Source organism: Pantoea sp. CFCC18177, from assembly GCF_059412425.1.
This window is the reverse complement of sequence record NZ_JBNBPL010000012.1, coordinates 17757-39771: the sequence shown is the minus strand read 5'-3', so window position 1 is coordinate 39771 and position 22015 is coordinate 17757. Positions and strand designations below refer to the sequence as shown.

The following is a 22015-nucleotide window of genomic DNA, read 5'->3' as shown; positions in this document are numbered from 1 at the left end:
TATAAGCGAAACGTTCCTCATACTAAATATCCAACTGTTATTTGAAAGCAAGTATCGAGATATAATCTAAATTTTTGAAGCTAACAGGCGTGATCGGGATTTCTCCCGAACCGCCTTAAATCAAATTACCGTGCTCAGACAGCTTCGCGGGTTTCAGGCCATGCCACAGCGCTACCTTCATGAGTAAACAGGTTACCCTGAAAATCAATGACCCCGGCAGCTTCAAGCCACATCCACTCTTCAGGACGCTCTATACCCGCTGCAATGACGTTGATTTCCAGTGCAGAACAGCACCGAATCACCGCCTGAACCACTGCCTGTTTTGGGCCGCTGCGATGTATGTCGCGAATGATCCCGGCACCAATACGCACACGATCAGGCTGAACGTGTGCCAGCAGCGAAAGCCCGGCTGAGCCATCGCCGAAATTATCAATCGAGAGGCTGATGCCTGCCTGTTTGAGCTGGCGCACCGATGCCGAAAAAGCATCGAGCTGTGAAATCACCTCCGTTTCGCTGACGCCCAGTATGACCTGCTGTGGCACAAGTTCAGCCTCTTTGATAGCATGCACAATCTGGTCGACAGCCCCATCGACAGAAACCAGCGTCATCGGCAAAATGCTGATGTACAGTGTCATCCCATCCGGACACGAACTGCCAGCCTTTCGTAATGCCTGGGTCACCGCACGCAGGTTGTGTGCATAACGTTGAGCATCCGTCAGCACTTCCAGTGCCTCTCCAGGTATTGCCTCAAGTGCCGTGACTTCGCGTCCCAGTGGATCCACAACGGGACGAAATGTTACACCTGGCGCTGTTGCTGGCGTTTCATTATCCGCCGGGATAAACTCCCAGTAGTCTGCAGGCAGCACTTCGAAATAATTCTCTTTCTCTCGAGCCTCAACAAAGGTCCGGAGAAATTGCAAACCCCGATCAGCATAGGTCAGTCTGTATTTTGACGTCCCCCGGTCAAGCACGGCCTGCAACACGCTGCCAGAGTCATGCTCGCGCAAATCAAACAATTCCATACCGTGGTTGCCGAAGCGACGGGAGGGGGAATAGTCACGCATCAGCTCAACAACATTATGATGTCGTTTGTCAGCACAAATCCGTCCATAAATATCCAGAACGCCCTCTTCCGGCCCTTCAAGGATCTGGAAGAAATGTGTCCCGTTAAAAAGCAGAATGCCCGTCACCTGATGACAGGCATTTCGCCGGGTTGCTTTATCTACCATTCCAGGCAGTATGTTGACAGGGACATCATCCGAGAGATGGCTTCGATAAATTATTGTTGTATGCATTTCACGCTCCAGTAAATCGCAGATTGTCACCAACACATTATCAGGCTAGCTCGCTTTATGAAACCGAACCGGTATCAAGCGAAGCGTGCTAAAAACTGTATTAATTCAATCATCAGCGCAATAAGCCAAGCGAGTAACATCCAGTAATTACTTATGCCTTTTTAATGAAAATAAATCTGAAGTGAGCACAATGCGAACACATTATTGAGCTTATTCAGGAGAGCAGGAGTGTCTGAAAAGGAGATGCTGTAAAGTTCTCACCATAAAATCATTTCATAACCACATGCTAACAAACTATAAAGCCACCTGACCTTTATGAATAACCCTAACGACTTTAATCCTTGCTGCTCCATCATGGGCGTGAGAGAAATAAATGCCCTTTCGGGCATTTATTTATTTCATACCTCTGTCCAGCCCTGACGGGTTAATGTCTGTCTATCCAATCCACATCAATGAACAAAAAGTGCAATCAGGATAATGATTGGAATTGGCACACCTAAAAAGAACAGTAGTAATGAGCGCATTTTAAACCTCTCATAAAATTAAGAATTATAAATCACGTTGACGGCCACCAAAGGTCGCACACAGGCTGGCTACAAAGGCACCCGCAAGCAGAGAAATGAATATCCAGAGCATAAGATAGCTCGTGGCTTTACGCGCGGTGTCCGCTGCTTGCTGCGCTTTATCCTTCGCATCTTTTAATTTAGCCTGTGCTTTGTCATAGGAGCTCTGAACCCGCTTTTCAGCCTCTTGCTGGCTGATACCTGTATGTTGAGCAATCAACCCGGCGACATACTGACGGTCTTCCTGCGGTAAGGCTCCGGTGGTAATGCTGTTAACAAATATTCCGGACACTTCTCCTAACTGCGCAGGAGAAACCTCTTGATGAGAGGTCGATGGCGTTGCAGGAGCAGTTGACGAAGCGGGATTAGCTGCGTTATCCGGAGAAGTGGCATGATTGTTCTCCCTGAACATCGAATTAATAAAGTAATCCATTGACGAACCCAGCGATCCAGACGACCCGCTCGCCATATCAGCGGCACCTGCTGCCGTGGTTGCTGCTGCACCCCCCGCAACGGTACCGACAATTTTAGCCCCTCCTCCAACAATGGATCCCACTGTGCTGGTTAACAGCGCAGCTGATATGATTGCTGCAACCGCCCAGGCCAAAAAACCATGTGCGGTATCACGGAAGTAAATTTCATCAGTGTGCGTATCAACCCATTTCGTGCGCAGCCGCCCAGATAAGTAACCTCCCATACCTGAGGCAATAACCTGAGTAAAGGTCAGCCAGGCAATGGCGGTAATGCCTACCGTACCTGCGTCAAGTCCACGACCTTCCCAGGGTGAAACGGAAGTCAGACCTAAACCGGCACCGAGCATTATCAAAATCAAAGAAAGGGATGCCGCAGCTGTCGCGCCGGCAAAGATGGCACCCCATGATACAGCGCTGGTATTCGAGGAGCGCGGGGGCAGACGAGTATCGGGATACGTACTGTTAACAGTAGATTCTTCGTGAATGTGAGTCATAGCTGTTTTCCTTAGATTAATTTTTTGTATTCATAACCAGGAACTGCCCGAAGAAACAGGAAACATAACCACTTACAACGTTAAGACTCTTAAGTAATCAGATGAAACCCTATATAAAAGGGAAGCGGTAAGACACAGAAAAATAAAACCATCTGTAGAAATGAAGATTAATTCCACTTACCTAGAATGGTAGATGGTTTTTTTCAAAATGCTTTTTTGAATTTTAAATTTGATAACCATTTAACATGGTGAATGTTTATGGCGGCGCATCTATACCGCTTGGGCTAGAGTGAATCTCAACAAAAATACGGTAAGTCAGTACCCTTTCTGAGTATCTGAACTGACCAGTAGCGTGAAGATATCTTTAAAACTCGATTAGAAGCGCAGACGAGCTTAATCTGTGGGTTGAAGAAGTCTCATCGATGCATCATTAATACTAACATTCTTTATGTACCCTGAAATACACGTTGAAAATTATCACAAGTGAACCAGGCTTAATTCACTAATCAGAGTGAGGTAAATATGCCCTATAAATCACGAGATTCCCTGCCAGACAGCGTCAGGCATGTCCTTCCTGCACATGCGCAGGACATTTACCTTGAGGCATTTAACAGTGCCTGGAACGAGTACAAAGACAAAAAAGACCGCAAGGATGACAGTTCTCGTGAGGAAGTATCACATAAAGTGGCCTGGGCAGCAGTCAAGCATACCTATGAAAAAGGGAGCGACGACAAGTGGCATAAAAAGAAATCCTGATCACATGCCTGAAGGCTATGTATCGCACAGCCATTAATAAGGGCGGGTGTCACCCGAAATCTTAGTTTAGTACTAAAAAAGGGTGAAAGACCGCTTACTGACACTTGCCCTGAACCTTTCTCCTCAGTCAGGAGAAGGGCCTCTTTCGAGAAATGTGGATAGTGCAATATAACTTCGCACCGATCTCACTCCGTCGACACTCTGGATTTCCATTAAAAAGTTTTCCAGCGACTCGGTATCAGCAGCACGCACCTTTATCAGAACGCAACCGTCACCCGCGACGGTATGCAGTTCTTCAACCTCCCTTCGACTGGTAAACTGCAGAAGTGCTCGTGTCGCCTGGTAACTGCTGGTATCCACGACAAGAAACGTCAATAGCGTCCTGCCAAGCTTACAACCATCAAGTATCGCTACCGTCCCCTTAATCACCCCATCACGTTTCAACCGCTTGACCCGATCATGAACTGCCGGCGCCGATAGATTCACGATTTCGCTTAACTCGGTATAACTGCGGCCAGCATCCTCTGCCAGCGCGCTTAATATTTTTCGGTCAATTGCATCCAGATCTGCAGGTTTATGCTTTACCTGCCGAATACCATCTGTTTCTTTATCAAATGCGCTCATAGGGGTCCCAGTGCTGAATGAAGATATGAATATAATTGAATTTACCTAATGATATTCAGTTAAGCACACAATTTGGAGTTTCAATGCCCATCGCATTATTAGCACTCGCCATCGGCGCATTTGGTATAGGTCTGACAGAGTTCGTGATTGCCGGAATTCTTCCACAGATAGCGACGGACTTTGGCGTAAGTATCCCTTCAGCCGGGACTATGGCCACATCCTACGCACTGGGTGTTTTTATAGGCGCACCACTGATGACAGTGCTGGGGTCGAGGATACCCCGTAAGGCCATGCTGGTAGCGCTGGCCGTCATTTTTACCCTTGGCAACGTTATTACCGCTTTAGCACCTACACTGCCTGTGGCCATCGTGGGTCGTGTCATTACTTCCTTCAATCATGGTGCTTTCTTCGGTATAGGGTCGATCATTGCAGCTTCACTGGTTGCTCCGGATCGTCAGGCAAGCGCCATTGCTTTTATGTTTTCAGGTCTGACCGTGGCTAATCTGGTTGGCGTACCGCTGGGGACCTGGCTCGCTCAGGCGTTCGACTGGCGTCTGGTCTTCTGGGTTATTGCAGGCATAGGTCTGCTTACAGTCGCGGCTATCGCCTCGCTCGTTCCCCATCTTGAAAAGGGCAAGCCTATCGCTTTAAGGACCGAAATGCGTGCCTTTGTCGATCCCCAGGTTTTGCTGGTAATGGGAATTACGGTCTTCGGTCCGGCTGCCTTTTTTACATCAATCACCTATATCGCACCCATGATGACCGGGGTTGCGGGTTTCTCTGACACTGGTGTGGCGTGGCTTATGGTTTTATTCGGGTTGGGGCTGGCCGTGGGAAACTGGATGGGGGGGCGTTTTGCCGATCGTTCGCTTTTTGGCACGCTTTTTGTGACATTGGCTGCTCAGGGGATAGTGCTACTCATTTTCTGGATTGACGTAGAAAATAAGCTGGTCGCCGGTGCATCCGTCTTCCTCATGGCTGCGTTTGGTTTTGCGACTGTCTCTCCCATTCAAAAACTGGTTATGGATCGTGCCAGCCATGCCGGTGCGCCAACAATGGCAGCTTCCGTAAATATTGGCATGTTTAATCTCGGTAATGCGCTCGGTGCATGGGTAGGAGGAGCCACCATAGCAGCCGGATTGGGACTCGTTTCGCCAAACTGGTCCGGAGCCCTTCTGTCATTTATCGCGCTCGGTTTTGCTTATCTCGCATGGTTGAATGCTCGTAAGGAATTTGCTCTGCGTGCAAGCTCATATTGAACAGAGTTTGCAATAACAGATTAAGAAACTCTCAATGAATTGGACGTCTCAATCTATAACTGGACGTCCGTTCATCGCTGATAGCTGCCTGTCAACTTATCAGGTTTTTTGATGCACTTTTGTTGAATATGACTATGAAAACTGGAATAGGGAAGTCGAGTAAACTGCCAACATGATAGTCAAGTAAGAGCAAATACCTCAGTAAGACCATTCCGCCGTTTGGGTTAACCACCCTTCAGGAAAAATCCGTAAGTGTGACGTTGTGCAGGAAAAATCAGGTATATGAGCCATACTGATTAGCATAAAGTTCTGTAAGGAGGTTGCCCGGCGGCAGCCTTTCAGTTAACCAAGGAGACCGATATGAACGAAGATCGCATCAGCGGAAACTGGAAGCAGTTCAAAGGTAAAGTGAAGGAACAATGGGGCAAGCTCACCGATGACGACATGGACGTAGCGGAAGGGAAGCGCGACCAGTTGGTCGGTCGTATTCAGGAGCGCTACGGTTACGGTAAGGAACAAGCTGAAAAAGAGCTCAAGGACTGGGAAGATTCTAATAAGTACAAATGGTAAACAACAGTTATCTGGATAAAACCGGCGTTAAGCCGGTTTTTTTATGGGAGGGCCCCGCTGGGTTGGTAGCTTTTTCCCCTCCCCGGCTGGACGGTATGGCGACTCTCAGAAGCTATAACCCTGATCAGACTCTGTGTAACTAACAGCGGGGTCTGCTCTCAGTTTCCCCGATAAGTCGAGTACCCGTACTGACTGAGCAGCAGCGGGATATGATAGTGCTGATCGGTTCTGGCCAGACTGAACATCACCGGGATCTCAGGGAAAAAGGTCGGTTGATCGTGTTTTTTGTAATAGTCACCGGTTTTGAAAACCACGCGGTATATGCCTGTCTGTACCTTCTGATCCGCAGGATAGAGTGAGGAAATGCGACCCTCTCCGTCAGTGGTTCCACCGCCCTGCCTGATCCATTCTTCTCCCTGCTTTTTATCCAGTTCTACCTCAATACCGGCAGTCGGAACGCCGGTCTGCAGATTCAGCACGTGCACGCTCAACGGATTTTTCATCTCCGCAGCATAGCCGGTCGCGCTGAAGATACCCAGCGCGCCGCCCAATAAGTAATGCTCCAATTTCATCTTATCTTCCTTCTGGTTTATGGACCCGGGAAGGATAAGCGTGACGGGATTAAAATGGATATATCCTGCTTAAGGATCTGAAATTTCCCAGATTAGCGCAGTCATTCTCGGGCTGAAGTTCTCTCAGGCGCCTATCTAAAAAAGGCGTCTGTTTCATTCCCGGCTGGTTATTATCCTTCACTTGATTACCTATTTGCATTTTACTTGGCAACCGCTTGTAAGTTACTTGACCATTGCCAACTAAAATTGGCCTATAGCTTACATATTATGAAGAAGCCCGAACTGAACGGCAGCAGTGTGCCAGAAGCAGACATTGCTAATCAGGGACAGAAAGATTGAACAATCTAAGCACTGAAAAACTTTCTGTCCTTCAAGGGGAATTAGTTAGCGATTTTAAGATGATTTGCGAGAGAACTGCTGCTCAGTAATAATACTGCCCCATTGGTCGCCTTCCCATTCTTTCGCTAACTCAAATCCGAATGATTCGTACAATCGTCTTGCCGCGGTCAGTTTATTGAATGTCCATAATTGTACAGAAGAGAAGTTCTGCTCATTACAGAATCTCATCGCTTCTCCAATGAGTTTTCTACCCAGTCCGCTGCCACGACAACCATCGTCAAGGATGAACCAGCGCAGATGTGCCTCATTATTACCCAGGTCCTCGCCGTCTATTGCAACTGAGCCGACTATGCGCTCATTCACCATTGCCAGCCAAATCTGATTGCATGGCTTATCCAGGCGAGCTGAAAAATCTGCAAGGCCTGCGGCAACCTTAGCTTCAAAAAAATGGCCGAAATTATGCTCTCTGGCGTAATAGCCTCCATGCATTTCGGTAATGCGGCCAATCATACCCGCATGATAGCCCGCCACTATTTTGAAGTTGCTTTGCAATTTCCCTTCGGTGTTTTCGCGACTGGATTTCAGTGCACTGGAATATGAAGAAAGACTATGTGATACAGTCTCTTGCGTAAAGGGATCGAGCTTATCTAAAGCTGCCGCGACCCGCTGATCAGCGTAAGCATTGATACTCTGTACTGTCTTTTTACCCTTCCCAGTGAGGCTTAAAAGCTTCGCCCTCGCATCATCAGCAGACGTGTTTTCTTCAAGTTCTCCGGCTTCGATGAGCTTAGCAAGCATGCGGCTGACGCTGGACTTCTCAAGCTCTAAAATTTGCACCAGTTGAGCGGCGGTTACTGACCCATGCGTTTCAACTTCAAGTAATGCGTGAACGGCAGAGGGAGGATAATCTGTTGCAGCCAGATTTTGGTTCATGAAGCCCAACTCTCTCACCATTAAACGTGATGCAGCACGGATGTTTTTTATGTTCTGACGCTCTGAAATCATTATGATTGCCTTGTGATAATAGTTGCATTATACAACCATTATCGCAGAATGCTTGTCAATCTCTTACTTAATGTCCGTTCCTCGCTCGCAACTGCCTTTTAAGCCTGGCCTACAACAGCCGCGTTCCTTCGCTGAAGTTGCATAAAGCAGCCTGTATGGGTCAATAGAAGGCAGGTCATTGGATTTTTTTTTGGGGGGGCTGGAGATTGCGAAAATACCTTCGGTTTAGGCAAAATGGTGTATTATCGTCTGGCTTAATCCGTTCTCACTGAGCAGAAATCCAATCGCGCTCAGATAAGAACTGCTTTAGCAGAACTCGCTGCCGGACAGGGCAGCAGGTTCACACCGTCATCGTTAACAGAGAAATAAACTGAACGTTAATTACCTCTTCCTGTCGGAATAGGTATGGAGACTATTCTCTGTAACGAATTTCACCCGCCATGAGCGGGTATTTTTTTGCCTTGCACCCTGTAATTAATCCTGGGATTCAGGCAAAAAAAATCCCGCCGGAGCGGGTGTCATATGGTAGTGACCACACCAGGGAAAAGCGTTTTTGACTACACCACACTGAAGCTACAGTGGCTACTCATCAATTAAACTTTAGCAGTGTTTATGTTTTTACGCCTTTATCCAGAACCAATTTATAGTAAAAAGATACGTAAGTGGCTGTTATGTAGAACTTCGACTTTCTAAAAATCGTTAGCCTGATCCCTGCCAGTTCTGATTAGCCTGCTATATTTAAAGCTTCGCTTATCGCTAACAGGGGGCGTCATGACATCACAAATTTTACGCGGTGGTCTGGGCAACTTTGCACATAATCGTGAACGCGCTGCAGAAGCAGGCAGTAAAGGGGGTAAGGCTAGCGGAGGAAATTTCCGAAACGATCCGGACCGTGCCCGCGAAGCGGGCCGTAAAGGTGGTAAGGTAAGCCGGAGAGGACCTGAAAAGGAATAGTCGTCACAGATGAGGTACAGTTATTCCCCCTTCAAATCCCTGCCGCCTGTCTAGAGCACCGTTCAAGGCGGTTTTGGGGATATTATAGATTGTCTCCCCCTATGCATCTGAATTCATGCTTAGCAATGTCCGTTCCTCGCTCTAAGCAGCCCTCCAAGCTCCCATGTTCACTAAGGGAGCTGTTTTATTCATGGTTGTCTTATCAGCCCCCATGGAACCCATCCGGGATTGCATAATCCATGCTTGTTGGAATTGTGAAGTCCTGGCGCCCTGAAGCGCGCTTAGCCTCCCTCTTACGCCCCTTCCCGATAAATCGTGCCAGCTTCATCTCCCACTGCTTCTGGGTGTGCTGTACGCCCTCTTCCGACCAGTAATTAATAAATTCCGCCACCTCGTAATCGGTAGCTTCGTGTAACAGCGTCACGCCGATGTGTTGGGCGTGTGCCAGGAAGTCTGCAGTTGGTGACCATTCGGAAAACAGCCTGAATTTACCCGGCTCGCTCATCGTTTTTTCAGGCAATGGGGTCGGTTCGGCATGTCGGGTGTGTTGGGTCACACAGGCCGCGCTCTGGTCGTTTCGCCAGAGCGTAAAACTCTGAGTCACGTTGAGCAGCGGGTCGAATGTCTTGGGATGATTTCGTGGTTTTGACAGGCCCATCGGAATTTGTTCGTGTTGACCAAAGCGCGCTGGCCATGTGGGGTTTTGACTCATGGCAGTTTTGGTTTTGAATCTCATCGCCGCCATGAAAATTTTCTCGCGCGCGCTGTGTGTTGTTTTATGTTTTGATCTTAGTGTTTTAGATCTTAAAAAACTAAAACGGGTGTGCGCGCGCGAAGGTATAACACGCGAGAGGCGTCGAGGAGCGTGATTCGTGAAGCTCTGCGTAACGCCAAAATCACCGAACGTAACGCTTTCCGCGACTCGCGGAGTAACGTCTGAAGCACCGACCGTAACGCTTTCCGCAGCACCCGGAGTGACGCTTGAAGCACCGTGCGTAACGCTTTCCGCAACACCCGGAGTGACGCCCGGAGTGACGCCAGAATCATCGTGCGTAACGCTTTCCGCAACACCCGGAGTGACGCCTGAAGCACCGTGCGTAACGCTTTCCGCGACTCGCGGAGTAACGTCTGAGGCACCGACCGTAACGCGTTCCGTAACGCCCGGAGTGACGCCAGAATCATCGTGCGTAACGCTTTCCGCAACACCTGGTGTGTCGCCTGAAGCACCCTGCGTAACGCTTTTCATGACGCCCGAAGTGACGCCAGAATCATCGTGCGTAACGCTTTTCATGACGCCCGAAGTGACGCAAAAATCGCCGACCGTATCGCTGTTCGTGACGTCCGGAGTGTCGCCATAATCACCATGCGTAACGCTGTTCGCATTGCCCGGAGTGACGCCTGAATTACAGAGCGTAACGCTTTTTGCAAAACCAGGAGTGACACAAGAATCACTTACTTTAACGCTGTCCGTAACGCTACAAGTGACCCCTGAATTGCCGACCGTTTTATTAGATGCCCAGGGAGAGCTGCCATGCCGGTCTCTTACACGGTGTCGGGGAGAACTGAAAAAGACCTGCATCTCGTTTCCATTCATGATGACCGAGCCTAGTCTGGTCATTCTGCCCTGTTCATCATAGACAACATCATTGTTTATAACGGCTTTCTCATTTTTAAAACGCGAGCAATTAGCAAGTACAGCAGCAGCCTTTCTTCCTTCAATAATCCAGTTCCTGACCTTAAGCTTCGTCCGGTGACGCTTTTGCCTCAATGCAGCCTGCGCCTTTTTGGCTTCCGCCTTCAGTTGTTCCCTTTTCATTGCTGGTATCAGCAAGCAGTTCTTCTTTTTGTCATATTTAATCCATCCCACCTTCTGCATGGCCTGACCGAAACCGGGATAGTCCACGATGTAATCGACATATGAGAGATCAGCATCAGGTATCACGCCCTTTCGGACATGATGTTTGGCAGCAGACCAAAACTTCACCAGCCCGGTTACAGTGTTATCTTGATGGTCACGAACTGCTTCCTGTTTTAAACGCTTTTGCATGGCCGGGTCATATTCTTCACCTTCTTCACAAATCAGAGCCGGAAGATGCTGCGCCAACAAATGCGCCTTTGAACGGGAAGATGGGGGTGCTGGTGTGTTCTTTTTTTCAGCGTTCATTTCCTGGTCCTAAACTCAAATTGCAGCCGTTTACTTACGCGGCTGCTGCTGACATAATTGAGATGGTTTCTAGCGAAACTGTTCTGCATTAAACCCCGGTACTGTTGACGCAGTCCGGGGTTTTCTCATTTGTGCGCTCCAGTTCGAACTCGGCAAATTGTATGGCCACGGTGAGCAACCACCGATACTGATCCAGTGGCACTTTCATCTCCCCCCTTAACACAAAATCCTCTACCCCACTTGCTGCCAGCGTTTCCATGATTTCTGGGTATTTTTCTGTTCTACGGAGAATGGTGGAGTCGGCCACGTTCAGTCGGCGGGCAACTTCAGTTTGGCGGGTTTTGAGTAAAGCCTTATGGGCAGAAGCCAGCAAATGCCTTCCCTGGCAGGCGTAACTCTGGCTTTTGCTTGGATTTGCATTGCGCATGAATTTAACTCCTGTAACGGGTGGGATTAGGAGCATTCAAACAACGTCCCGTGAGAATGCTCAGGTAACGATAGTTGCTTTTACATCTTAAAGTTAATTACTGAACTACCTCTGAAGTGGGTGGATAGATGTCATCAATTGAGCAAGGGCACCCCAGACTTTTTAAACCCATCACTATCTTCCTGCAGTCCTCCAGACCTGGCGTGCGGAGGTTATTCTCGTAATTTGATAAACGTTAAGGGATCCAGCCAATTGCTTTGGCGAGACAAGCCTGGGAAACCCCGATTTGCTTTCTTAATGTGGCTATCTGGTTCATAGAGCGCTCCCGCGTACTTAAGTCAAATATTATTAGACACAATTTGTGGGGCGAGGTCAATTACCGTGTATAATGCATTCACGTTGTGTGAAAATGAGCGATAATTATGCCAAGTAAAATTGGAGAAAGGATTAAAAAACAGAGGGATAGCTTAGGCTTAAGCCAGGCTGAACTCGCTAAAGTTTGCGGCTGGCCTACTGCTTCAAGGCTGGGAAACTATGAACTTGAGGTCAGGAAATTAAGCGCAGATGATGCCGAAATACTGGCAAGAGCATTGAATGTAACCCCGGCATTTCTGCTGTTTGGTGATGAAGCTATCAACGTTCTTAACGAGTTTAATTATCCAGTCTTGCAGGCAGAAAAGCTTCTAAAACAGAACCTTGATGAACTTTTAGCAGACGAGGAAATACTCACTGCTCCATCTGGTACCAAGGCAGGAGACCGGGCATTCTGGTATGAAGTAGTGGGCCATTCAATGACAGCACCGTTAGGAATGAGACCAAGCTTTCCTGAAGGAATTTTGGTTCTTTGCGATCCTGATCACACCCCTGACCCAGGTGATTTCTGCCTGGTAAAACTGATTTCAGAAAATGAGATCGCATTCAAAAAATTTGTTAAAGAGGATGGCCGGGGCTGGCTTGAACCTCTGAACACTGCAACCCGTTACCAAACTATTCCTCAAAATGACTCTGCCGTAATTATTGGCAAGATTGTTGCTGCTGCCTGGCCAGATACTCTTTTCGGATGAATCCTCCAGTTAACTTTGGCTCGATGCTGGGCCAAAGTTTTTTCTGATCAAATTCAACAACCTAGATCTATTTCAGCGAATGATCACAAAATGAGGTTGATCACACGAGTATATAGGTTTAAGTTTGAATTAAGGGCATACATGACACACTACGTGAACTCATGAATGCATATTTGGTAGTCTGGTTTTCAAAAGAGTTGACCGCCAAAGCAGTCTGTACGGCTCAGTAAAGTCGGGCGGGAGGAGCACAGGAGTGCGATATCCCGAAGAGGCAAAACCCACCCTATCTCGCAACAAAAGACATGGCATTGCCCAGTGTCATGTCCTTTGTTGGAGAAGGAAGCATGAAACGCACTACCGCTGTATGCCCGCTTTGTAACAGACGCTTCGACCCACGAGCTCCCCTGACTCATATCAAGACTTATCACCGCAATGCCAGTGATTTTGATCTGGCCAGGATTCGTGATGCTCGGCGCGACTGTTTTGGACAAAGCAAACCTCAAAAACAAAAATCGCCCTGCTTATCCATTTTTTTAATGAAAACAAGCAAGGCCTGACGTTTAATCCTCAACCTATAAAAAAATTTCAGAGGTGAAATGAGCGAAAAGATGAATTTATTCAGAAAAATGCACAACGATTAGATTATAAATTCTTCGTCAGGAAGTAATTCTGACTCCTCGTCTAGTAATATCGCGTAGCGATTTAGCCCAACTTGCCGGGCGTACGGTATCAGGCCGTCCACCTGCATACCTGAAATACTTTCCCGCCTCGTGCGGGATTTTTTTTTGCCAAAACAGCTGACAAGTTAGTCGGAAATCTACCAGCAGCATATACCTGTTTTGTTACCCCCCTTCAAACTAGCCTTTAAAGGCTTAATCAATCCAGGAGCACCTTGTGAAAAATCGCGAAGTAGCAGTCAGCGTTAAACAATCGGTATTAATGGTTGTGCGTGAACTGAGTATCTCAGTCGGTAATATTTATGAGTATGAATCTGAGGGAAAAGTAACTCAGGAGGAGTCAGAGGGGTACATGGAGAAAGTGCAGATCTCCCTCGATAATATAATCAGTGAAATTCTGGAGCCCCTGTATGCGGTACATCCAGACTTACGTCCCAAATGCTGCGGGTGTGAACAGCAGCATGAATCTGAGCAATAGTAGCAATAGTTATTTATGCAGGTTAATGAATGTCGTTACCCGTTATAAATAACGCGTTATATATCTCGCCTGACACCACACAATCTGAAAGTATAATAAACACCATTCAGCCTCATTGTCTGGTGAAAGATAGTCCTGAACAATATTATCCTGGCTATGCTGGGATTTTTTCGGCTAAACATCTTCTTCCGCATCAGTCGTATTTAATGCGGAAAGGGTCTGACAGTCTGAGGTAACTCACGAAAAGGAACCTTCTGCATTCTGTATTCGTTTTTGCATTGAGGGCAGTAATGAATAAAAAAACCGGCATGCTGGCTGCGTTCAGGCTTAGGCTGAAGGATCGCTATCCTGCTCTCACTGTAGCAATGGGCGCAAAGATAGTGATACTGGAAGTTCTCAGCTTCCGTTTTCTTTAACCGGTATACCGTAGAACCGCCATCGGTTGTATGAAGTTCGTAATTGCCGCCCTGCACTGCAAAAATCTCGATTTTTCTCTTTTGCTCGCGAAGTTCCATAGTGACCTGTCTCTCTGCCTGATATAGGCAAACAACTCTGCATTCAGCATCTGCAACTCCGTAATCTTCTCGGATAACTCACCGGCTGCCTCGCGTATAAGCGACTCATCCCGGCCATCCTTGATGACTTTAAGTAACTCGAATGCTTGTCTGGCAATGTTGAAGCCTGTGATCACATCCATTGTACGTCTCGGTGCTGTAGGGGTACGGGGATGCTACCACCAATTCTCGCTGTAGGGGTACACGGGAACCACCTCGCCTGATGTGGTTAAAAGCAGGCATTAATAACCTTCCAGTAGATCTCTCACTCATCAGGAGTAAACAATGATCTATCGATACCGATATGGCTGGCACATTTTTACCGCCAGTTCTCTCAGACGCACGAAAGTCTTTGCCAGGTTCAGAGAAGGCGTTCGCTGGGTGTTCATTCAGAAACTTGCAGCGGCATGCGCAGAGGCCTTGGTGGTCAACCATGAATAAACACAAAGCACCTCAGCGGGTGTACATCCGGGCGCGCTGTCTCCTCAGGCAATGGCGTCTGGGACAAATAAAACCGCGGCGATCTATCCGGCATGGCTATCTTTCCATCTGTGTAACTCCCTCCTGGCGTCTTCTTTCCAAAAACGGAGGGAGAAAGTGGGTATTACTCAGTCATGCCGATTATGACAAAGAACTCTGAACAGGAATAAAGAAATATGTTTGACCTTTCAATCTTAAATAATTCAAATGCAACTGCTGAGAATGTAATTAACGAGGATGAGTTATCGGCGTTACTACAGGAACATCATGTCTGGCTGGCATCAGCCGGTGAAGAAGGAACAAGACTGGTTCTTAATTACAGAAATTTATCCAACCACTGTTTCTATAACACAAACCTGGAGAAATCAATTTTCACTCAATGTGATCTGAGCGGCTGTGATTTTAGTCGCGCGAAATTGCGCCATGCTGCGTTAAATGGATGCGACATGAAAAAAACGAACTTCTCACATGTGAAATTCGAATATGCATCACTGAGTTACTCTAAGTTCTTCTGCACAGATTTTTATGATGCCAATCTGCGTCTCGCTGATTTAACAGGCACTAACCTTAAAGGCGCTCATTTATTCGGTACGCGGTTACCTGCTGACACCTGGCTTATTCTCGGTGAGGAGTACAGCATTCAAATTATGCATGGCGTAACGTTAAGTGCAGGTTGTCAGGTTCATAAAATTGAAGACTGGCGACGCTTCAGACAAAGCGACATTGAATCTATGGATGGTGAACGTGCAATAAAATTTTACCCCAGACTGCTCGATATTATGGACTTATATACAGGAAAAGGAGGAAGACCCGACTGGCTTTGAGTAAATGCCTATTTCTACTAAATATAGATTATGGAGATTCACGTTGAAAATCACTTATATCACAAATGGTGAGGAATCGATGCTCATCATTAAGACCTGCATTCTTAACTTGTTGAAACATGCCCGTGTTGCAAATGCTGCATTAAATGCAGCACCACAATCAACAGTTACGACGTCGGGTGTCTTCTGCATCCGGACAGTCATTTCTGGCAAAGCTTCATCCATTTTCACTGCACGTGCAGCAGCAAGAAGCGAAGAGTTAAGATGAGTAGTTCGTTCTGGTGACTGATATTTTTCGCCTTGTTCATTATGAAGAAAATTATGAAACCTAATTTGAAAAACATTTTGCTTAGAACCAATAGTGGAAAACCGCCACACGGTTTCCCCTATGCAATTACTTTCCATTTATGACTGGAGTAATATTATGACTCGCTCTCAATTTGAAACTGTTTTATGCGCACATAAAGTGTGGTTACGCTCTTCTGGGCGCGAAGGTAAACGCGCCGATTTTAGTTTTATGGATTTAAGAGGGGCACCGCTTGATGATATAGATTTGACCCGCGTCATCATGATTGGGACAAATTTGCAGGGGGCCTGTCTGAACAACACTCTCCTGTGCAGCGCGTTTATGCCTTTTACCAACCTCTCCGGCGCCAGTATGAACAACACCGACTTCAGCCGCGCACGTCTGATGGCTGCGAATCTGCGTAATGTAGATATGCGCACAGCCAGACTTGCAGATGCAGATTTGCAGGGTGCTCTGACCGAAGGTGCCCGCTTACCGGATAACAGCGCAAATGCTCGTCTGAATATGATCGCGATTGAAATCATCGTTATCAGGCGCTGAGTTAATTCCAGAACTGCCCCCTTTAATCTCACTTGGCCCCTTTTCTTCACAGCAATAGCCCTGACCCAACCCACTAACAGGAACCTTACCCATGATGAATCATCGCATCAGGGGCGATGCCGCCTGCGCACGTCCTTTTCATCCCATTCGCTCTGTCGAGTTCAGCCGTAAAAACATTCTGAACAGTGACAGCTTTTGTCGTAAACCGCCTAAACCGTTACTGCAGGTTCTGACCGATCGACTGACCGAAATGATTCTTCAGGAGGGGCAGCCATGATGCCCTATATCCAGCTCGAACGCCGTAAGGAACAACTCGATGCAGCAGAGCAGGCAGCCATTGAGAAAGAACAGTGGATAGATGACGAAGCTGCCCGCATCCTGAAGTGCTTTCCAGACAGACTCAGTGAATTCCGTTCTGTTCAGCTTCATCCTCAGGTCAGTCGGTGCTGCAGCGGTACCAGTGCAAACGCTGAGTATCATGATTTCATACTCAATCTCGCTTACCTGCAGGCAAATGAAAATTATGACCTGCAGGTGTTACTGAAATGGGAGGAACCATGCCAGTAAAACCCGGTGTGTATCACGACATCAGCAACGCGGACTATCACGCAGGGCCAGGCGTCAGTAAGTCACAGCTTGATGATGTAGCGCTTAACCCTGCCATCTATAAATGGCGTAAAGATGCCCCTGTCGATACGGAAAAAACAGCAGCTCTGGAGATGGGCAGTGCCCTACATTGCATGTTGCTGGAACCTGATGAGTTTGACAGGCGGTATGTTGTCGCGCCTTCATTTAACCGTCGCACCACCAAGGGAAAAGAGGAAGAACAGGTTTTTCTGGATGACAGTAGCCGGATGGGTATGACCGTTCTCGATGCAGAACAGGGGCGCAAGCTTCTTCTCATGCGTGACAGTGCGATGGCTCACCATGCAGCAAAATTTCTCCTTAAAGAAAACGGGCATTGCGAATCGTCGGTTTACTGGCGGGACAGTGAAACAGACGAGCTTTGTAGAATTCGACCGGATAAATACCTGTCCGACCGCCCTGTCATTATTGATGTAAAAAAAGTTGCAGACATGTCCCGCTTCTCACGTCACATCGAGGAGTTCCGCTACCACGTGCAGGCCGCGATGTACTGTGAAGGTTTTAACAGTTGCTTCGGCGAATACCCTCAGTTTGTTTTTATCGCCGTCAGCGAATCGATCGACTGCGGCCGTTACCCCGTCAGGGTTTTTGAGCTGGATGACGAAGACATGCATTCAGGTAAAAAACTCTTCCGCCAGAATCTCAACACCTACCACCACTGCCGCCTTCACGATCACTGGGGTGGCATTGAGACAATCCAACGCCCGGCCTGGGCACGCAGACAGGAGTATTAATTATGGAGACCCAAGTGATGGAGTCTACGTCAGAAAATACCAGCACAGCTGCCACCATTTTCAGCCCCGATGCTCTGGATAAGTTGGTGCATTTTGCCGGAATCATGGCCGGCAGCCGGGTAACGGTACCAGCACACCTTGTAGGTAATGCGTCAGACTGCCTCGCCGTCACCATGCAGGCGTTGCAGTGGCGCATGAACCCTTTTGCTGTTGCACAGAAAACCTTCATCGTTAACGGCGTTCTGGGTTATGAAGCTCAGCTTGTTAATGCCGTCATCACCACCATGGCCCCCACACGCGATCGCATTCAGTACACATGGTTTGGCCCGTGGGAGAATGTTATCGGCAAATTTGTTGAAAAAACCTCGTCAAAGGGAAATAAATACGTTGCCCCTGGATGGACGCACCTAGATGAAACCGGCTGTGGAGTGCGGGTCTGGGCAACAATGAAGAATGAGGAAGAGCCACGCGAGCTGGAAATCCTGTTAACACAGGCGCAGGTGCGCAACTCAACGCTGTGGGCAAGCGACCCCAAACAACAGCTGGCGTATCTTGCGGTCAAACGCTGGGCGCGACTGCATTGTCCGGACGTTATTTTGGGCGTTTACACACCAGACGAAATCGACACTGCCCCGCCTGTTGAACGTGATATTACCCCGGTCAAATCTGCCGATTTAAACGCACTGATTAATCGGTCCAGGCAGGAAGCCGAAGCGGTGATTGAACATGGTAAGGCTGAAACTCAAGCATCGAGTGATGAACAAAGCGTATCCGATACGCCAGCTCCGGCCCCACCGCCAAATCCACCATCACCTCAACCTGTCGTTCCTGTGCCAAAACCCACTCCACGTCCAGTAAGGACATCAAAAGCCAAACAGACAGATGAGGATAATCAGGAACGGACCCCTGATAAATTGTTGGCCGATTTTTGTGAGGCTGCGATGAACGCGGAAACCGTCAGCGCGGTGGCCCGGTGCTATGCATACGCATCAAAGGTTCTGGCTGCTACGCCAGAATTGCTTGAAAGGGCAACCGATGTCTTCCTGGTCAGAAAAGCTGAAATCGAAGAAGCAGCCAGTCTGAAATAATGTAGTGAATACAGGTGTAAAAATGTGCCAGGGAATGAGTGTGAGAAGAACTGTTCGTAACAACCGGTATTACCATGCCGCTGAAGCAGCTGCTATTTCAGAAGGTTTAGGTGAATACGAAAAAGCCGGAGCTCTCTGGTTAAAAGCCATGAAACTGGCAAGGAGGCAGGTTAATGCTGAATGGTCAGAACATCGCAGCCAGTATTGTCAGAGTGTTTTACGTAATGGATGGTCTCAAAAATAGTCTTATATTTCACTTTGCCAACACCAAACTTTTAGATACAGAGGCGAAACATTCACTTTTATGACTTCATCCAACTAAATATGGGTGATAAATTCTTCTCAATCAAGAATGTGGTGAAGTCGATTAATCAGCGTCTCATCAAGAATTTCGCCAAATCAAAATAAAACAGGGATACTTCCGTTTTCAAAACTGAGAGGCATTCATGAACAAAAAGCTATTAAACTATATAGATTGTCATTTAAACAATTCCACCTCAGAGCATATGGAACAACTGGTTTATATCATCGCTAAGCTTTCACTGATATCAACACCAGCTGCATGGATCGTAAAACTCCCCGGAGAGGCCCAGGACAAGCTTTTCCTGAGCCATGCAGATGCATCTAATTACATTGATTTGAAAGGGCGTCCTGTTGATTATATTGCGCCCCTTTATACAACGATAAACGTGGACGTGGCGGCCTCAGACATTAGTCGCCTTGTCTCTAAAAAAACTCACTCCAGAAAGGATTAAATAAAAATCACTTATCTAACTTAAATGTATTTAAACCAACTCATACTATTTTAGTACATCCTAAAGAGGGGGCACCTAGAGCTGACAATCAAATACAAGCATTGAACATCAACTAACAGACAAACTATTTTCAGGTTTCGCACGAATGTTTTACTAAGGCACAATAAAACACCAAAGCCTAATAAATAAACTCAGGTGAACTTTAGAGAGGGAGCAATGAGAAACAGAATATTTACGGCCATGTTGATAGCTAGTGTTACTTTCCCTATACCATCACATGCGAAATTCTGTATACTTGAGAAGTGTTACAATGACTTTTCTGATATTAAAAAAAATATTATTGCAATACAAAAGACCATCATAAAAACTCATGCAGATGTTCTGAATCACAATGAGCAGATCCCCGTCATAAAAAAAGATATAGAAAACATTGATTCTGACATGCAAAAAATCAAAGATGATAGTATCAAAAAGACAATATCAATTAATGACAATAAAAGTGATATTGTTATTAACAAAAAAGGGATAGCGAAGAATAAAGTAAAGCTCCAAGAGGTTGATATCACCACAAAAAATAACTCAACTTCAATCTCTCATCTGTCAGAGGACATGAAACAGTTCGAAACGATGACGAACAACCGATTTCAGAAACTTAATCAAACTGTTTCTAAAAATCATAAAAAGGCTATGGCAGGGATCAGTGCAGCGATGGCCATGAATGCTATTCCCTTCATTGAAGGTAAGACGGTAGGCATGGGCCTCGGCGGCGGTTCATATGGTGGCCAGAGTGCGGTGGCTTTTGGCTCTCATTTCAAATTAGGGAACAGTGCCCGGGCCAGTACCTTTATGAGCTATGACACAAGTAAAAATATGGGGGTGGCAGCGGGCATTTCGATTGGCTGGTAATTTCCCTCTAAACAATAGCCCCATCCAGAGGACGGGGCTACGGCCTGACAAGCGAGATGAATGATTGGACGGTTAAACATGACCTGTCAGGCGATAATATTTTTAATATTATCGGATAGAAACGTCAAGAGCCATAACGCCGGCAACTTAGGACATTCGCACAATGATTTCAGGCGAGTGAAATGAATTCTTTAATTATCGGGTGACATGGCTTACTCGTGCGCTTAGTTTGCACGCATGTGTTACATGTATGAGTTCACAAAGTGTTATCAACGGCCTCAGAGCAGTTGCAGGCGGCCTGCCACAAATAACCCCGCTCCATCCTTCATCCGCTTATCGTATAAAAAGAAAATGCTGCCCACCATAAACCATACCGAAATGAGCAAATCGTTGAATGCACCCAGCGCACAATAACCCCTCTCGATGAAAAGGTGTTCGGCACCGGTGTTGAGTTCCGCATCCCGGTTTGGCATTTAGCCTCCCTGCTTATTCAGTTTTGATTTCCTCAATAAGGCTAGCACCCTGGTTATGGATGTTGCCTACTTTGATTGTTACTGGATGCCAGGTGAAATCCCTCTCTGGTACAACGGCGTCATGAGCAATCTCCTGCGCGCGTTCCGGGCTGGTTTCGCCACTTATCCATTCGCGCACAGCATTAGCACTCAAAACTAGTGGGCGGCGATCATGGATATCGACCATGCCTCTGTTGCTCGCTGCCGTTACAATAACAAAGCCTTCACGGCCATGGTCTTTATCGTAAGGTGCTTTACCAATTGCCGCGAAGAACAAAGGTTCTTTGTTCTTGTGATAAATCAGGTATGGCTGTTTTTTCTCGCCATCTCGTTTCCATTCATACCAGGCATCAGCAGGGATGATCGCCCTGCCATGACTCCAGAGGGGTTTAAACATGCGGCCAGTCGCAGCTGTTTCACCTCGTGCATTGATGAGTGGCTGCTTATCCCACCAGTCCGGTCCATAGCCCCAGTAGACAGGGTCAAAGTGCAACTCCTCATCCCGCTCGTTCAGCAACAACACTTTGGTGCCGGGAGCGACGTTAAAACGCCCTATCGGCTCCGGGTCATAAAGAATTTCGTCAGGCTTGAGCCCGAGTGATTCAAAGTATTCGTCCCTGCTGCTGTACTGCGCGAATCGACCACACATAGGCACCTCCTGTTTTAAGAATAGCGTGCATTCTTCACAGGAGATTATCTTCAATTTATTCAGTTTTCAGTCAGCATGCCCCAAGGCGGAAACGACCGATTCCATGTCGGTTTGCCATAGCTAAAGTTGAACACAACGAATGCAGCTGTATGACCGACATACGAGGAAGGATTTCTCTCGTGGCTGAGGTCAGCTGGCTTTTAATAGAGCTGTCCATTCCTTCCCCCTCATAACAGTTCATTACCCGACTTATTTCCTTTTAAGTTTTAATGAAATATTCATTATTCGAAAATCCGATCGAGATACC

Annotated in this window: 28 protein-coding genes; 17 read left to right on the top strand and 11 right to left on the bottom strand. The window is 47.2% G+C overall.

Annotated elements, in window-relative coordinates; translation table 11 throughout:
• Window positions 1–134: 134 nt before the first annotated feature.
• Together ACPUC8_RS13995 and ACPUC8_RS13990 are read right to left on the bottom strand one after the other, a co-directional pair.
• Window positions 135–1295, bottom strand: a complete 1161-nt coding sequence (locus ACPUC8_RS13995) for a diguanylate phosphodiesterase (RefSeq protein ID WP_436339572.1) — start codon at window positions 1293–1295, stop codon at window positions 135–137.
• 549 nt (window positions 1296–1844) lie between these two features.
• Window positions 1845–2825, bottom strand: a complete 981-nt coding sequence (locus ACPUC8_RS13990; RefSeq protein ID WP_494926559.1) for a hypothetical protein — start codon at window positions 2823–2825, stop codon at window positions 1845–1847.
• A gap of 522 nt (window positions 2826–3347) precedes the next feature.
• Here ACPUC8_RS13990 and chaB point away from each other — a divergent pair.
• On the top strand, window positions 3348–3581 hold the full coding sequence (chaB, locus tag ACPUC8_RS13985; RefSeq protein ID WP_494926558.1) for a putative cation transport regulator ChaB: 234 nt from the start codon (window positions 3348–3350) through the stop codon (window positions 3579–3581).
• Window positions 3582–3704: 123 nt separating this feature from the next.
• Here the strand turns inward: chaB and ACPUC8_RS13980 are convergent, their stop codons facing one another.
• Window positions 3705–4205: an Lrp/AsnC family transcriptional regulator gene (locus ACPUC8_RS13980; protein ID WP_494926557.1), complete on the bottom strand. Its 501-nt coding sequence runs from the start codon at window positions 4203–4205 to the stop codon at window positions 3705–3707.
• Between the two features lie 83 nt (window positions 4206–4288).
• Here ACPUC8_RS13980 and ACPUC8_RS13975 point away from each other — a divergent pair, with 83 nt between their 5' ends.
• Both ACPUC8_RS13975 and ACPUC8_RS13970 read left to right on the top strand, forming a co-directional pair.
• Window positions 4289–5464, top strand: coding sequence for an MFS transporter (locus ACPUC8_RS13975; protein ID WP_494926649.1), 1176 nt, complete (start codon window positions 4289–4291; stop codon window positions 5462–5464).
• 360 nt (window positions 5465–5824) lie between these two features.
• Window positions 5825–6034, top strand: coding sequence for a CsbD family protein (locus tag ACPUC8_RS13970; RefSeq protein WP_494926556.1), 210 nt, complete (start codon window positions 5825–5827; stop codon window positions 6032–6034).
• Window positions 6035–6192: 158 nt separating this feature from the next.
• Here the strand turns inward: ACPUC8_RS13970 and uraH are convergent, their stop codons facing one another.
• Both uraH and ACPUC8_RS13960 read right to left on the bottom strand, forming a co-directional pair.
• A complete protein-coding gene (uraH, locus tag ACPUC8_RS13965; RefSeq protein ID WP_494926555.1) occupies window positions 6193–6606 on the bottom strand; it encodes a hydroxyisourate hydrolase in 414 nt (137 codons plus the stop codon).
• A 393-nt stretch (window positions 6607–6999) separates the two neighbouring features.
• Complete coding sequence (locus ACPUC8_RS13960; RefSeq protein ID WP_494926554.1) at window positions 7000–7950, bottom strand: bifunctional helix-turn-helix transcriptional regulator/GNAT family N-acetyltransferase; 951 nt, start codon at window positions 7948–7950, stop codon at window positions 7000–7002.
• Between the two features lie 771 nt (window positions 7951–8721).
• Here ACPUC8_RS13960 and ACPUC8_RS13955 point away from each other — a divergent pair.
• Window positions 8722–8904, top strand: coding sequence for a con-10 family general stress protein (locus ACPUC8_RS13955; protein WP_072034433.1), 183 nt, complete (start codon window positions 8722–8724; stop codon window positions 8902–8904).
• A gap of 202 nt (window positions 8905–9106) precedes the next feature.
• On the opposite strand, the gene ACPUC8_RS13950 is transcribed toward ACPUC8_RS13955, so the two are convergent.
• Window positions 9107–11068: a DnaT-like ssDNA-binding domain-containing protein gene (locus ACPUC8_RS13950; protein ID WP_494926553.1), complete on the bottom strand. Its 1962-nt coding sequence runs from the start codon at window positions 11066–11068 to the stop codon at window positions 9107–9109.
• 88 nt (window positions 11069–11156) lie between these two features.
• A complete protein-coding gene (locus ACPUC8_RS13945) occupies window positions 11157–11495 on the bottom strand; it encodes a hypothetical protein (protein ID WP_494926552.1) in 339 nt (112 codons plus the stop codon).
• A 422-nt stretch (window positions 11496–11917) separates the two neighbouring features.
• Here ACPUC8_RS13945 and ACPUC8_RS13940 point away from each other — a divergent pair, with 422 nt between their 5' ends.
• From ACPUC8_RS13940 to ACPUC8_RS13930, 3 genes are all read left to right on the top strand, one after another.
• On the top strand, window positions 11918–12559 hold the full coding sequence (locus ACPUC8_RS13940; RefSeq protein WP_494926551.1) for a LexA family protein: 642 nt from the start codon (window positions 11918–11920) through the stop codon (window positions 12557–12559).
• 344 nt (window positions 12560–12903) lie between these two features.
• A complete protein-coding gene (locus tag ACPUC8_RS13935) occupies window positions 12904–13116 on the top strand; it encodes a hypothetical protein (RefSeq protein WP_494926550.1) in 213 nt (70 codons plus the stop codon).
• Between the two features lie 337 nt (window positions 13117–13453).
• The gene (locus tag ACPUC8_RS13930; RefSeq protein ID WP_494926549.1) at window positions 13454–13714 is read left to right on the top strand and encodes a hypothetical protein; all 261 of its coding nucleotides are present in this window, start codon (window positions 13454–13456) and stop codon (window positions 13712–13714) included.
• Between the two features lie 203 nt (window positions 13715–13917).
• Here the strand turns inward: ACPUC8_RS13930 and ACPUC8_RS13925 are convergent, their stop codons facing one another.
• Complete coding sequence (locus tag ACPUC8_RS13925; RefSeq protein ID WP_494926548.1) at window positions 13918–14229, bottom strand: hypothetical protein; 312 nt, start codon at window positions 14227–14229, stop codon at window positions 13918–13920.
• 343 nt (window positions 14230–14572) lie between these two features.
• Between ACPUC8_RS13925 and ACPUC8_RS13920 the strand changes: the two genes are divergently transcribed.
• Together ACPUC8_RS13920 and ACPUC8_RS13915 are read left to right on the top strand one after the other, a co-directional pair.
• Window positions 14573–14908, top strand: coding sequence for a ParE family toxin-like protein (locus tag ACPUC8_RS13920; protein ID WP_494926547.1), 336 nt, complete (start codon window positions 14573–14575; stop codon window positions 14906–14908).
• Between the two features lie 16 nt (window positions 14909–14924).
• The gene (locus tag ACPUC8_RS13915) at window positions 14925–15572 is read left to right on the top strand and encodes a pentapeptide repeat-containing protein (protein WP_494926546.1); all 648 of its coding nucleotides are present in this window, start codon (window positions 14925–14927) and stop codon (window positions 15570–15572) included.
• A 54-nt stretch (window positions 15573–15626) separates the two neighbouring features.
• Here the strand turns inward: ACPUC8_RS13915 and ACPUC8_RS13910 are convergent, their stop codons facing one another.
• Window positions 15627–15950, bottom strand: a complete 324-nt coding sequence (locus ACPUC8_RS13910; RefSeq protein ID WP_494926545.1) for a hypothetical protein — start codon at window positions 15948–15950, stop codon at window positions 15627–15629.
• A 10-nt stretch (window positions 15951–15960) separates the two neighbouring features.
• On the opposite strand from ACPUC8_RS13910, the gene ACPUC8_RS13905 reads away from it, so the two are divergent.
• The 8 genes from ACPUC8_RS13905 (at window position 15961) to ACPUC8_RS13870 (ending at window position 20547) form a co-directional block, all read left to right on the top strand.
• Window positions 15961–16419 carry a pentapeptide repeat-containing protein gene (locus ACPUC8_RS13905; protein WP_494926544.1) on the top strand — a complete coding sequence of 153 codons (459 nt, stop codon included), beginning with the start codon at window positions 15961–15963 and terminating at the stop codon, window positions 16417–16419.
• A 91-nt stretch (window positions 16420–16510) separates the two neighbouring features.
• Window positions 16511–16696, top strand: a complete 186-nt coding sequence (locus ACPUC8_RS13900; protein ID WP_494926543.1) for a hypothetical protein — start codon at window positions 16511–16513, stop codon at window positions 16694–16696.
• Window positions 16693–16986, top strand: a complete 294-nt coding sequence (gene gamL, locus ACPUC8_RS13895) for a host nuclease inhibitor GamL (protein ID WP_494926542.1) — start codon at window positions 16693–16695, stop codon at window positions 16984–16986. Before ACPUC8_RS13900 ends, gamL begins: the two co-directional genes overlap by 4 nt.
• Window positions 16977–17798 (top strand): PD-(D/E)XK nuclease-like domain-containing protein, encoded by an 822-nt coding sequence (locus tag ACPUC8_RS13890; RefSeq protein WP_494926541.1) that lies wholly within the window; start codon window positions 16977–16979, stop codon window positions 17796–17798. Before gamL ends, ACPUC8_RS13890 begins: the two co-directional genes overlap by 10 nt.
• Window positions 17799–17800: 2 nt before the next feature.
• A complete protein-coding gene (locus tag ACPUC8_RS13885) occupies window positions 17801–18886 on the top strand; it encodes a RecT family recombinase (RefSeq protein ID WP_494926540.1) in 1086 nt (361 codons plus the stop codon).
• A 4-nt stretch (window positions 18887–18890) separates the two neighbouring features.
• Complete coding sequence (locus tag ACPUC8_RS13880) at window positions 18891–19130, top strand: ANR family transcriptional regulator (RefSeq protein ID WP_494926539.1); 240 nt, start codon at window positions 18891–18893, stop codon at window positions 19128–19130.
• 202 nt (window positions 19131–19332) lie between these two features.
• The gene (locus ACPUC8_RS13875) at window positions 19333–19641 is read left to right on the top strand and encodes a hypothetical protein (RefSeq protein WP_494926538.1); all 309 of its coding nucleotides are present in this window, start codon (window positions 19333–19335) and stop codon (window positions 19639–19641) included.
• A 216-nt stretch (window positions 19642–19857) separates the two neighbouring features.
• Entirely contained in the window at window positions 19858–20547 is a 690-nt protein-coding gene (locus ACPUC8_RS13870) for a YadA-like family protein (RefSeq protein WP_494926537.1), read from the top strand.
• Between the two features lie 278 nt (window positions 20548–20825).
• Here the strand turns inward: ACPUC8_RS13870 and ACPUC8_RS13865 are convergent, their stop codons facing one another.
• Both ACPUC8_RS13865 and ACPUC8_RS13860 read right to left on the bottom strand, forming a co-directional pair.
• A complete protein-coding gene (locus ACPUC8_RS13865; protein WP_494926536.1) occupies window positions 20826–21020 on the bottom strand; it encodes a YrhK family protein in 195 nt (64 codons plus the stop codon).
• 13 nt (window positions 21021–21033) lie between these two features.
• On the bottom strand, window positions 21034–21708 hold the full coding sequence (locus ACPUC8_RS13860; protein WP_494926535.1) for an SOS response-associated peptidase family protein: 675 nt from the start codon (window positions 21706–21708) through the stop codon (window positions 21034–21036).
• Window positions 21709–22015 lie beyond the last annotated feature (307 nt).